Origin of the sequence: Mycobacterium sp. 852002-30065_SCH5024008 (assembly GCF_001665645.1) — a bacterium.
GTDB lineage: Bacteria > Actinomycetota > Actinomycetes > Mycobacteriales > Mycobacteriaceae > Mycobacterium > Mycobacterium paraffinicum.
Genome location: NZ_LZSZ01000066.1, coordinates 1 through 11,142, shown reverse-complemented (window position 1 = coordinate 11,142; position 11,142 = coordinate 1). Strand labels below are relative to the sequence as shown.

Genomic DNA, 11,142 nt, shown 5'->3' with positions numbered 1-11,142 from the left:
GATCACTACAGAGTCAAGGGCCTCCAGCAAGGAGTTTCAGTGGCCGCTAACGACAAGCCGCAAAAGTCGAACAGGCGCCGCCGCGTCGACGGCGAAGCGTCCAGAAGCCGCATCCTGGACGCGGCCACCGAGATCGCCAGCGAGCGCGGCTACGAGGGCACCAGCATCGGACTGGTCAGCGCCAAGTGCGGCCTGCCGGCCAGTTCCATCTACTGGCACTTCAAAGACAAGGATGACCTGATCGCCGCGGTCATCGAACGCAGCTTCGCGCACTGGCTTTCGGCATGGCAGATGCCTGCCGAAGGAACCGCGCGGGAGCGGCTCGTCTCGATGGTTATGCAGATCGCGAAGGCGCTGCTCGACTCCCCCGACTTCCTGCGCCTCGGTCTGATGCTCGCGCTGGAGCGCCGGCCGGTCGAGCCGCGGGCGCGTGCCATGTTCCTCGCCGTGCGCGCCCAGGCGTTCGAGACGCTCACGCTAGCCATCGGGGACCTCGTCCCTGGGCTGACCGACGCGCAGGTCCACCAGTTGGCCACCTACGCCCTCGCCGGTGGCGATGGCCTGTTCGTCGCCAAGGAGATCGGCGGTGACTCGGTCGACCTGCTGGCGCTGTTTGAGCTGCACGCGAGCACCCTCTACGACAGCGCGCTGCGCATGGCCGCCGAGAACGCAAAGTGACCCCGACCCAAAAGTGGCCGGTGGCCATCATCGGCTCGGGCAACATCGGCACCGACTTGCTGCTCAAGATCCTGGGCAGCGACGGCCCGCTCACGGTGGCCGCCATGGTGGGTGTCGACCCACACTCGGACGGACTGGCCCGGGCGCGGCGAATGGGCGTGCCCGTCATCGCCGACGGGGTCGGCGGGTTGCTGAGCATGCCGGACTTTGCCCGCATCAAGCTGGCCTTCGACGCCACCTCCGCCAACGCGCATCGCGCCAACTGGGCGGCCCTGCAAGCCACCGGAATCCGAATGCTCGACCTCACGCCCGCGTCGATCGGCCCGATGTGCGTGCCCGTGGTCAACCTGAACGACCACCTCGACGCACCCAACCTCAACATGGTGACCTGCGGCGGGCAGGCAACGGTGCCGATCGTTGCCGCCGTCGCCAAGACGGGAGTCGTCTCCTACGCCGAGATCGTCTCGTCGATCTCCGCGAAGTCCGCCGGCCAGGGCACCCGGGCCAACATTGACGAGTTCATCGAAACCACCTCAACCGCAGTACAAGTCGTGGGCGGTGCGCAGCGCGGCAAGGCCGTCATCATCGTCAACCCCGCGGACCCCCCGGTGCTTATGCGCAACACCGTGTACTGCCTCGTCGACGGGGACGTCGACCACCGCTCGATCGAGAACGAAATCCTCGACATGGTCGGCCAGGTCGCCGCATACGTGCCCGGCTATCGGCTGAAGCAAGACGTGCAATTCGAGGTCTTCGGCCACGACGATCCGCTCTACATTCCTGAAACCGGCAAGTTCGCGGGCACCGGCGTCACGGTGATGCTCGAGGTGGCCGGCGCAGGCGACTACCTGCCCGCCTACGCCGGGAACCTCGACATCATGACCTCTGCCGCTAAGTCCACCGCAGAGCGCTTGGCTCTCCATGCCATGCACCCCGCCGAAAGTGTCGGTGCCACAACGTGACTCAATACATCTATGTCAGCGACGTGACCCTGCGCGACGGCATGCACGCGGTGCGCCACCAGTACAGCATCGAGCAGGCCACCATCATCGCGCGGGCACTCGACGAAGCGGGGGTCGACTCGATAGAAGTCGCTCACGGTGACGGGTTGTCGGGTTCGAGCTGCGTGTACGGGTTCGGGGCGCACACGGACGCCGAATGGATCGAGGCCGTCGCCGCGGCCGTCGACCACGCGAAGATCGCGACGCTACTTCTGCCGGGTGTGGGCACTCTGCGCGACCTCAGGGATGCGCAGCGCGCGGGCGCAACCGTCGTGCGCGTCGGCACCCACTGCACCGAGGCGGACATCGCCGCGCCTTATCTCGCCGCCGCCCGCGGCCTGGGCATGGACGCCGTCGGCTTCCTGATGATGAGCCACATGACCAGTCCCGCCGGTCTGGCCGGCCAAGCCAAGCTGATGGAGGGATACGGTGCCACCTGCGTCTACGTCGTGGACTCGGGCGGCGCGATGACGATGCGCGATGTCGGCGACCGAGTCCGCGCCCTCCGCCAAACCCTGTTACCCACAACGGAAATCGGCATCCACGCCCACCACAACCTGTCGCTGGGCGTCGCCAACTCGATCACCGCCGTCGAGCACGGCGCTTACCGAGTCGACGCATCCCTGGCGGGCATGGGAGCGGGTGCCGGAAACGCGCCGCTGGAGGTCTTCATCGCCGCGGCCTCCCGCCTTGGCTGGCACCATGGTTGCGATCTTCATCGGTTGCAGGACGCGGCCGACGACGTCGTCCGGCCGTTGCAAGACCGGCCCGTGCGGGTGGACCGCGAGACTTTGACTCTCGGCTACGCGGGCGTGTACTCGAGCTTCTTGCGGCACGCGGAGGCGGCCGCTGCCCGGTTCGGCATCGACGCCCGCACGCTGCTCGAAGAGGCCGGCCGGCGCGGGATGGTGGGCGGCCAGGAGGACATGCTCGTCGACATCGCCCTCGACCTCACCGGTGCTCACTGAACGCGAGATCCCTGCGTTCGCGCGCGTTGAGGAGCCTCAGCGCGTAACGGCCAGTACGGCTTCCGCCAGCTCGGGCCGGCAGACCACCAGGTCCGGCAGCTTCGGGTCGGGCTGGTTGTACGCCAACGGCGAACCGTCGATGCGCGAGGTGTGCAGACTAGCGGCGCGGGCCACCGCCACCGGGGCGGCCGAGTCCCATTCGAATTGACCGCCCGCATGCACGTACACGTCGGACAGCCCCTGGACGAGCGAAGCCACCTTGGCGCCGGCGGAACCCATTTCCACCAGCACCCCGTCCAACGCGTCGCGCACGGCCAGGGCGATGGCGGGCGGCCGGGTGCGCGACACCACGATGCGCGGCTTGCCGGGCACCGCGGGAGGCGAATCGACCTCGGGAGTGGCCAGGGTGATGCCCTGCGCCGGCAGTGCCACCGCCCCGGCAACCAGTTCGCCGGCCTCCCACAGCGCGACGTGCACGGCCCAGTCGTCGCGTCCGATCTCGGAGAATTCCCGCGTGCCGTCCAGCGGATCCACGATCCACACCCGCTGCGAGCGCAATCGGACCGGATTGTCGATACCCTCCTCGGACAGCACCGCGTCTTCTGGCCGTGCGTCGGTGAGAGCCGCCATGAGAAAATCGTGGGATCGCTTGTCGCCGGCGGCTTTCCGCTCGCTCGCGTCGGCGTGGGCGAACTCTTCCCGGACCGTGAGCAACAGCCGCCCGGCCTCGGTGGCCAACCGTGCGGCCAGTTCGTGGTCGTCCGTCAGTTGCAGGGCCATCACAATCCTTAACTTGGTAGCGTTGACCAACTTTACCCTGCCAGGACAACGCTGACGGGCCCCACCCCGGCAGGAAAGTTCCGGCCGTAATCTGGTGAATGTGAGCGGGGGCAACGTTCCTTTATTGAGCCGGTTGCGACGCATTCCACGGGGGCGTCTGATCGTGGTCGGCATCGTCTCGGTGGTCGCGCTGGGCGGCGTACTCGCCTTTGTGGGGATGAAGCTGGCGCAGGGCAACCACGGCGCGGGGCCTCCTACCGCCCAGCCGGCACCACCGCAGAGCTTCGCCATCCCGGGCTGCTACAACCTGTCCGTTCCGCCGGTCGAGCGCCCGAAGCGGCTCAACGTGCTGGGGTGCGCCAGCGTAGCCATTGCGCTGCAAGACATGTCGTGGAGCTCGTGGGGGCCGCAGGGCGCCGACGGGACCGGCACGGCCGTGTTCAAGGTCTGCGACCCGAATTGCGCAGTGGGGTATCAGCTGACCGAGCCGGTCGTCGTACACGCCTGGAATCCGCAACCGCCGCGACGCGAGGCAATCTGCCAGGTCGGCCTGAACATCTTCGCCGACATGGTGCTGTCCTTCCCCAAAGGCGCCCCGCCACCGAACGTGCAGAAGATGAACACTCAGTACAACGGGCAGCCGGCGGTGCATTTCGCCAACTATTCGAGCGGCGACACCCGCGGCACCCAATTCATCGGCTACACGTACTGCAACTAGCCGCTAGACCCGACGGCGGCGACCCGCCGCCGGAACTTGCAATCGCCGCTAGACCTGATGGCGGCGACCCGCTTCGCCCGGCTTCGCCGCGCTTGCGATCGCCGCTAGACCTCGATCACCACGGCGCCGCCCTGGCCGCCGCCCGCGCACATGGCCGCGACGCCGATGCCGCCGCCCCGGCGGGCCAGCTCGTAGGCCAGCGTGGTCACCATGCGCGCACCCGACGCCGCGATGGGATGGCCGAGGCTGCAGCCGCTGCCAGAGAAGTTGACCTTCTCGTCGTCGATGCCGTACTCCCGGCACGCCGCAATCGGCACGGAAGCGAACGCCTCGTTGATCTCCCACAGCGCCACGTCGCCGACCGACAGGCCGGCCCGCTGCAGCACCTTGCCGATAACCTTGACCGCCCCCAGGCCGGTGTCCCTGGGGGCGACCCCCGCGGCCGCCCACGCCCGGACCGTGCCCATCACGTTCAGGTTCTCGGCGGCGGCATAGTCGCGGTCGACGAGGGCCACCGCCGCGGCTGCGTCGTTGGTACCGCTGCTGTTGCCCGCCGTGATCGAGAATCCCTCGATCTCGGGGTGCAGCACTTTGAGCGCGGCGAGCTTCTCCACGGTGGTGTCCCGGCGCGGATGCTCGTCGACGGAGAATTCGGTGACCGAACCGTCGAACTGCGTGATCTTCAGCGGGATGATCTCGTCGACGAACTTCCCCGCGTCCATGGCCGCGATCGCGCGCTGGTGTGACCGGGCGGCCCAGGCGTCCATCTCCTCGCGCGTGATGCCGACCGCCTGGGCGGTGTTCCAGCCCACGGTGATCGACATGTCCTTGGCGGGCGCGTCCGGGGTTTCGACGTGGGTCGGTGGCATCCAGCGCTCCTCGAATTTGAGCTCCGGGCCGGGAATGCGCCAGTTGGTCAGCGGCGTCATCGACAACGACTGCACGCCACCGGCGATCAGCACGCGTTCCATCCCTGAGCCGATCTGGCCGCGGCGTTGCCGATGGCGGTCAGGCTGCCCGCGCAGTGGCGGTTCACCGACTGGCCGGGAATGTCCTCCATACCGGTCGCGGTGGCCGCATACCGTGCCAGATCGCCACCGCCATAGTGCGATTCGGCGAAGATGATGTCGTCGATCGCGGAGGGGTCGACGCCGGACCTGCGCACCACCTCGGGAAGCACCGCGGTGATCAGCGTCTCGGGCGGTGTGTTGACGAGCGTGCCCTTGAAGGAGCGGCCGATCGCCGTCCGAACCGCTCCGACAATGACGGGTGTAGCCATGTTTTCAACCTCGAAGGGTCTGGCTGCGATGGGCAGCGCGGATGTCAGCAGATAACGCGAATCGTAACAAATACCGTATGGCCAATAGTAAACGGCCTAAGTCCACTGGGCCGGGTGGGCGAAGAGAGCCGACCGGTGGTGACCGCCGGTCTTCAGGCACAGGACACAATGGGCCCATGACAACCAGATCAGCCGCCGAGCGTGACACCACCCAGCTGGCCGCGTACCGAGTCGCGGCGATGCTCCTCGGCGTGGGGACGCTTCACTTCGTCGCGCCCAAACCGTTCGACACCATCGTTCCCGCCGAGCTGCCCGGAAGCCCGCGGTTCTACACCTATGCCTCGGGTGTGGCCGAGGTGGGAGTCGGGGCGGCGTTACTGCCGCGACGCACCCGGCGATTCGCCGCGCTCGCGGCGGCCGTGTTGTTCATCGGGGTGTTCCCGGCCAACGTCAACATGTGCCGGTTGTGGTGGAACAAGCCCTGGCCGATGCGGATCGCCGCCCTGGCCCGCCTGCCCCTGCAGATCCCCATGATCACCACCGCGCTCAAGATCAGCCGCAATAGCTGACGCCCACAGCGGGCCACATGCCACAGCCGCCCCTGCCGCAGGGATGCCCGACGTGCCCGCCTCCCGGCGACAATGCGCGCGTGTGGACCGGCTCCAAGCTTCGTCGCCCGGGTTTGTCGCTCGGAGGCGGGCAACTCCGAGCGGTGTCGATGGCGGGCGAGGTGAGCCCGTTCGAGATGGAATGGGGTCTGCACGGAATCGATATTTCGCATGCTGAACCGACAAGCGACGTGTTCGAGCTGCAGGTTTGCTTCGTATGCGAGATCAAGGACGGCAGAATTCACCGCGCACGGGAGTACTGGGACGCCGCCAGCGTGTCGCGTCAGCTGGGAGTGCGTGAGCAGCAAGACAATTCAGGCCACTGACGAAGCAGCGCCGCACCCATCATCCGCTGACCTCGACTGAGCGCCCGAGGAATGCCATGAGCCGGGCAGTCGGTGTCGCATCCGCGGGCGCGGCTTGGGCCGGACCGAAGCCACCTGGCCGCCGCAACATCTGTTCCGGCGCCGATTCCACCAGCCCGCGGCCCAGCGCCAGCAGGTCCTCCGGCAGCTCGATCAGCCGCCCTTGTGAGCGATGGATGTCCCAGGCGTGCATGGCCAAGTCCGAGACGGGATAGGTCAGGGCCCGATGCAACGGAACCTCACCTTCCGGCGATGTCCGCATCCCGTCGAACTCGGCGCCCGGCAAGGCGTCTCGTAGCCGCGTCGCCAGCTCACGAAGGCGCGCCGCCGGGTTGTCACATATCCAGTCGGAAGGCTGCGAGGGACCTCCCCAGATCTCGCCGTCCTCCACGAGCGTCACGACTTTCGCTGCGCTGCCGGTGACGTGACCCACCAGCTCGCGCAGGCTCCACCCCTCGAGGTTGGATGGCTCGTCCCAGTTGTCCGGTGAAATGTGGTCGACGGCATCGATGAGTAGATCGAGCGCCTCGGTAGCCATCACGCCGATTCCGGAGGTCGTGTTGTCCATTGCTTGTATCTCCTTGCCAGAAGGCGAATTCGGCGCTGTGGTGCCGGGGAACACCGAATCACTTTGCGACCGCGGTGCGTCCGACCCCTCAGCGCGATGCAGAAACACAAACTTATTCTGCCCCGCGGCGCCTGCCAGGAAGGGCCGTACCAGGCGCGGGTAGGCCCTCAGCGCTTCCGCGCGGGGGATCAATTCGGGCCTCTCTAGCGCGTACTCGCTGCCGTTCCATGTCAACCTGCATTTACCGGCGTCCAGCACATTCTCCAGCCAGTCAACATGGGGGTACGCCGCCGCCAGCACGAAACCGTCGCCGAGCGGATAAGCGCTCAGCGGCGTCACATACGTTCGGCCGCTGCGCCGGCCGACGTGCCGCAGTGCGCTCAGGTTGAAGTAGAACATTCCCAGCCTGGTCCCGGCGACGGCGCGCAGATAGGGATTCCCCCGCTTGGTCAGCTGGCGCGTCCAGTCGCTGACATGTTGTATGCGCATCAGCATTCCCCAGCCGAGCAAGAGCAGATATAGCACCGCGACAACAGCGGCGGCGATGGCGGGCAGCGCCACGAGCCCACGCCTCAGGCTTCGGCTGGTCATGCGGCAGCCTCCTAAAGTTCTAGCAGGACAAACTTCCGCTACCGTCGGCCGCGTACCGTCCAGAAGTCTAGGGTCGCAAGTCCTTGGACCGGCAGGCGTAAGACTTGACGTCGGCTAATCACAGAGGAGGGCCGCTTGGGCAAGACAGATATCGCAGCGGTTCTCGCGGTCGCCGCCGCCCTGATGGTTGGTATCGGAGACGTCATCCAGCAGCGATCCGCCCAGCAGGTCACCGACAAACCGGTTGGCACCCTCGCGCTGTTTCGCCGGTTGCTTCGCGATCGCCAATGGTGGACGGGCAGCCTGGTGGCCGGCGCGGGGTTCGGGTTTCAGGCCGCCGCGCTGGGCCTGGGTTCGGTGGTGCTCGTGCAGGCCCTGTTGGTAACGTCGCTGCTGTTCGCGTTGCTCATCAGCGCGCGGGTTAACCGCCGGAGAATCACTGTGCAGCAAGGGATTTGGGCCGTATTGCTGGCAGCCGCGGTTGCGGTGGTGGTGACCGTCGGCGACCCGCAGGAGGGAACGCCGCGAGGGTCGGTGCAGACGTGGACCATCGTGGCGTTGGTCATGGGCCCGGCGCTGATCCTGTGCGTCGTCGGCGCGCGCATGTTCCCGGGCGGGGTCGGCGCGCTGTTGCTGGGCCTGATGTCCGGCTCGCTGTGGGGATTGTTTTCGGTGTTGACCAAGGGCGTGGTCGACCAACTCGACCACGGCATCCCGGCGTTGCTGCGCATACCCGAGCTGTACGTGTGGGTGGTGGTGGCGATCGCGGCCACGGCCTGGGAACAATCGGCGTTTCGGGCCGGCCCGCTCACCGCATCGCTTCCTGCGGTCACCGTTGCCGAGCCCGTCGTCGGATCGGTACTCGGTGTCACCGTGCTGGGCGAGACGCTGCGAACCAACGACGTCGGCCTAGTCGCACTCGGGGTATCGGTCACCGTCGTGGCCGCAGCGGTGATCTCGCTGGCCCACAGCCAGGCCACCGGCACTCCGCCGGCCGACGAAAAGCCCACGGTATCAGCCTGATCCGCTGCGCGAGCCGACTCGGTGCGCCGTGCCGTCCGGATCGACATAGGCGAATTCGCGCAGACCATAGGGCGTGTCCTGTGGTGGGATCAGGCGGCCATCGAGGCCTTCCAGTGCCGCCCACTCCGCATAGAGGGCATCGGCATCGCTGACGTAGAGGTACACGCTGGCGGCGGTCCGCAGCGGGTCGTGCTCGTCCCATTCGGTGAGGTGGATCGACACGGGTCCCCGTTCGACGAAGCCGTAACGATCCGGTCCGTCGTATCGGCGCGCATCGAAGCCGAGTCGTCGATAGCGATCCAGGGCGGTGTCCAGATTTAGGACCGGGACGATCGGCGCTACCGATGTGAAGTCGACTGCGGCCATACCGCGAAACATATCGTTTGGCACTGAACTTGCCCAAGACAACCGGCTGCTGTCGTACGCTTCATTCGCGAAAATAACTTCTGAATAGGACGACGCGCGGGGGGTGCGCGAATGCTTGATAGCCGAGTCAAGTAGGAAGGCACTCGATATGCGCCAGCTGATAACGGCTTTTGCTACTGCGGCCATCGGAATGGTGGTCGCGGGCTGCGGCAACAATGACGGGGGCGGCGCGGCCTCGTCATCCATCACCACCAGCACCAGGGCGTTGTCGTCCAATGCGGCCCTGACGAAGGCCCAGCTGCCCGACCTGATGCTCAGCCCGAGCGAAATCGACACCGCGCTGGGCGTCACCGGGACGTCGAGTGACCCACCGAAAACCGCGCTGGAAGAAGACAGCGTCAAGCGCACCAATTACACCCTTCCCGCCGAATGCAAGTACGCCATCCACGCGGCACTGGAACCCGTTTATGCCGATAGCGGTTACACGGCGGTGTACGGCTACCACGACCTTGCACCCGCTCCCCCGGGTGCGAATGACTTGGAAAGCCCTGACGTGTATCAGTTTGTCGTGTTGTTTCCGTCGCCCGATCAAGCGAGTGCGTTTTTCACGACCTCGTCGCAGCAATGGCCCGCCTGCGCCAACCGGCTGGACACCGTACCCGCCGACGACACCCATCCCGAACTTCAGTGGAAGGTGGGACCGGTCGCCAACGCCAACGGGGTTCTGAGCGCAACCGTGACCTTGACCGTCAATCGAAACGGCGTGAACGTAACCATGCCTTGCCAGCGGGCGCTGACCGTACGCAACAACGTCGTCATCGACGTCGATGCGTGCCGCAAGGACGCTGGAGACCTTGGCGTCAGCATCGCCAATCAGATCGCCGGGAAAGTCGGCAAACAATAAGACTCGATGGCCGCCTGCCGTTTACCTCTCGGCGGTAGCTACTCGCCGGGACCCCGGCGTACGATCTTGCGGCCGGTCAAGCGACGCCACTTGCGCCACCACCGATCCTGGCGGTAAGCCGTAGCTGCACACGATGTCGCAGCCCGGTTTCGTGCAGTCTGCTCGAAGGGTCGGTCGCGGGGTGTCGAGGAGGAACGAATGAGCGCATCGGAGACGGCGGCCGAACGCAGCGGGGAGCGGCCGGTGATTCACCTTTCGCAGTTGCTGCGAGCGCCGGTACTCGCCCGCGCCGGAGAAACCGTCGGCCGGGTCGAGGACGTGATCGTCCGGCTGCGGGGCGCCGACGAGTATCCACTGGTGACCGGGATCGTTGCCGGAGTCGGCGGTCGGCGCGTGTTCATCGGCGACAAGTCCATCGACGAGTACGCCGCGGACCGAGTCCTGTTGACCAAGAACAAGGTTGACCTTCGCGGCTTCGAGCGCCGCAACGGCGAGGTGCTGTTGCGCGCCGACGTGTTGGGCCACCGGTTGATCGACGTGGCCAACGTGGAGCTGATCCGCGCCTACGACGTGGAGCTGGAAGATACCGGCGGCGGATGGATGCTGACGCGCGTGGACACCCGACGGCCACCACGATTGTTCGGCCTGATCAAGCAGTCCGGTGGGCACGCTGCTCGGGATTGGAAGGCGTTCGAACCGCTGATCGGCGACACTCGCTCCGACGCGGTGCGGCGCCTGTCGGACCGGTTCGGCGAGTTCAAAGCCGCCGAGATCGCCGACCTCCTCGAGGAGGCGGACAAGGCCGAGGGCGGCGAGATCCTCGACCGGGTGCGCAGCGATCCCGAACTCGAAGCCGACGTGTTCGAAGAACTGGAGCCGGAAAAGGCCAGCCGACTCCTCGACGGCATGCCCGATAACGAGGTCGCCGCGCTGCTGGGCCGGATGCGCGCCGACGATGCCGCCGACGCGATCGCCGACCTGCGCCAGTCGCGGCGACGGCGGGTGCTGGACCTGATGCCGGGCCCGCAGCGCACCAAGGTCATCACCTTGATGGGCTTCAATCCCGAAAGCGCCGGCGGGCTGATGAACGTCGACTTCGTATCGGCCGCCGCCACCACGACGGCGGCGGAGGCGTTGGGCCTGATCACCACCGCCAGCACCATACAGCCGGAGGCGCTCATCAAAGTGCATGTTCTCGACGGGGACGGACGGCTCGACGGCGTGGTCTCGGTGATCACGCTGCTGCAGGCCCAGGCCGGTGAAACCCTTGAGCGGCTGATGGATTCGGACCCG

The 11,142-nt window shown here is 66.7% G+C and carries 12 protein-coding genes and 1 pseudogene; 9 read left to right on the top strand and 4 right to left on the bottom strand.

The features are described from left to right. Positions 1 to 39: 39 nt before the first annotated feature. The 3 genes from A5781_RS08070 to dmpG are packed head-to-tail and all read left to right on the top strand — an operon-like array spanning position 40 to position 2,647. The gene (locus tag A5781_RS08070; RefSeq protein WP_067203614.1) at positions 40 to 678 is read left to right on the top strand and encodes a TetR/AcrR family transcriptional regulator; all 639 of its coding nucleotides are present in this window, start codon (positions 40 to 42) and stop codon (positions 676 to 678) included. Continuing rightward, on the top strand, positions 675 to 1,640 hold the full coding sequence (locus A5781_RS08065) for an acetaldehyde dehydrogenase (acetylating) (protein ID WP_255360808.1): 966 nt from the start codon (positions 675 to 677) through the stop codon (positions 1,638 to 1,640). Before A5781_RS08070 ends, A5781_RS08065 begins: the two co-directional genes overlap by 4 nt. Beyond that, a complete protein-coding gene (gene dmpG / locus A5781_RS08060; protein WP_067203611.1) occupies positions 1,637 to 2,647 on the top strand; it encodes a 4-hydroxy-2-oxovalerate aldolase in 1,011 nt (336 codons plus the stop codon). The genes A5781_RS08065 and dmpG overlap by 4 nt, the downstream gene beginning before the upstream one ends. A gap of 36 nt (positions 2,648 to 2,683) precedes the next feature. Here dmpG and A5781_RS08055 read toward each other — a convergent pair whose 3' ends face one another. Further along, positions 2,684 to 3,427, bottom strand: coding sequence for a 3'(2'),5'-bisphosphate nucleotidase CysQ (locus A5781_RS08055; RefSeq protein WP_067203609.1), 744 nt, complete (start codon positions 3,425 to 3,427; stop codon positions 2,684 to 2,686). 163 nt (positions 3,428 to 3,590) lie between these two features. Here A5781_RS08055 and A5781_RS08050 point away from each other — a divergent pair, with 163 nt between their 5' ends. Continuing rightward, positions 3,591 to 4,145, top strand: a complete 555-nt coding sequence (locus A5781_RS08050) for a hypothetical protein (RefSeq protein ID WP_197503742.1) — start codon at positions 3,591 to 3,593, stop codon at positions 4,143 to 4,145. Between the two features lie 104 nt (positions 4,146 to 4,249). Here A5781_RS08050 and A5781_RS08045 read toward each other — a convergent pair. Beyond that, positions 4,250 to 5,424 (bottom strand): annotated as a pseudogene (locus A5781_RS08045) (thiolase family protein). 176 nt (positions 5,425 to 5,600) lie between these two features. Between A5781_RS08045 and A5781_RS08040 the strand changes: the two are divergent. Both A5781_RS08040 and A5781_RS08035 read left to right on the top strand, forming a co-directional pair. Next, on the top strand, positions 5,601 to 5,993 hold the full coding sequence (locus A5781_RS08040; protein WP_067203607.1) for a hypothetical protein: 393 nt from the start codon (positions 5,601 to 5,603) through the stop codon (positions 5,991 to 5,993). Positions 5,994 to 6,073: 80 nt separating this feature from the next. Continuing rightward, complete coding sequence (locus A5781_RS08035; RefSeq protein ID WP_156624472.1) at positions 6,074 to 6,358, top strand: nuclear transport factor 2 family protein; 285 nt, start codon at positions 6,074 to 6,076, stop codon at positions 6,356 to 6,358. Positions 6,359 to 6,377: 19 nt separating this feature from the next. On the opposite strand, the gene A5781_RS26110 is transcribed toward A5781_RS08035, so the two are convergent. Continuing rightward, complete coding sequence (locus A5781_RS26110; RefSeq protein ID WP_231990666.1) at positions 6,378 to 7,556, bottom strand: TIGR03086 family metal-binding protein; 1,179 nt, start codon at positions 7,554 to 7,556, stop codon at positions 6,378 to 6,380. A gap of 135 nt (positions 7,557 to 7,691) precedes the next feature. Between A5781_RS26110 and A5781_RS08025 the strand changes: the two genes are divergently transcribed. Further along, positions 7,692 to 8,579: a DMT family transporter gene (locus A5781_RS08025; RefSeq protein ID WP_067203602.1), complete on the top strand. Its 888-nt coding sequence runs from the start codon at positions 7,692 to 7,694 to the stop codon at positions 8,577 to 8,579. Here the strand turns inward: A5781_RS08025 and A5781_RS08020 are convergent. Continuing rightward, positions 8,571 to 8,945, bottom strand: a complete 375-nt coding sequence (locus A5781_RS08020; RefSeq protein WP_067203600.1) for a VOC family protein — start codon at positions 8,943 to 8,945, stop codon at positions 8,571 to 8,573. The genes A5781_RS08025 and A5781_RS08020 overlap by 9 nt on opposite strands. Positions 8,946 to 9,093: 148 nt before the next feature. Here A5781_RS08020 and A5781_RS08015 point away from each other — a divergent pair, with 148 nt between their 5' ends. Both A5781_RS08015 and A5781_RS08010 read left to right on the top strand, forming a co-directional pair. Continuing rightward, positions 9,094 to 9,849 carry a sensor domain-containing protein gene (locus A5781_RS08015; RefSeq protein ID WP_067203598.1) on the top strand — a complete coding sequence of 252 codons (756 nt, stop codon included), beginning with the start codon at positions 9,094 to 9,096 and terminating at the stop codon, positions 9,847 to 9,849. 198 nt (positions 9,850 to 10,047) lie between these two features. Then, positions 10,048 to 11,142 (top strand): magnesium transporter MgtE N-terminal domain-containing protein (locus A5781_RS08010; protein ID WP_067203596.1); only part of this gene is annotated, 1,095 nt, incomplete at its 3' end.

Excerpts from the sequence above, each read along its gene's own strand:
- A5781_RS08055 (WP_067203609.1), bottom strand. The coding sequence starts at position 3,427 with ATGGCCCTGCAACTGACGGACGACCACGAACTGGCCGCACGGTTGGCC.
- A5781_RS08040 (WP_067203607.1), top strand. The coding sequence starts at position 5,601 with ATGACAACCAGATCAGCCGCCGAGCGTGACACCACCCAGCTGGCCGCG.
- A5781_RS26110 (WP_231990666.1), bottom strand. The coding sequence starts at position 7,556 with ATGACCAGCCGAAGCCTGAGGCGTGGGCTCGTGGCGCTGCCCGCCATC.
- A5781_RS08020 (WP_067203600.1), bottom strand. The coding sequence starts at position 8,945 with ATGGCCGCAGTCGACTTCACATCGGTAGCGCCGATCGTCCCGGTCCTA.
- A5781_RS08015 (WP_067203598.1), top strand. The coding sequence starts at position 9,094 with ATGCGCCAGCTGATAACGGCTTTTGCTACTGCGGCCATCGGAATGGTG.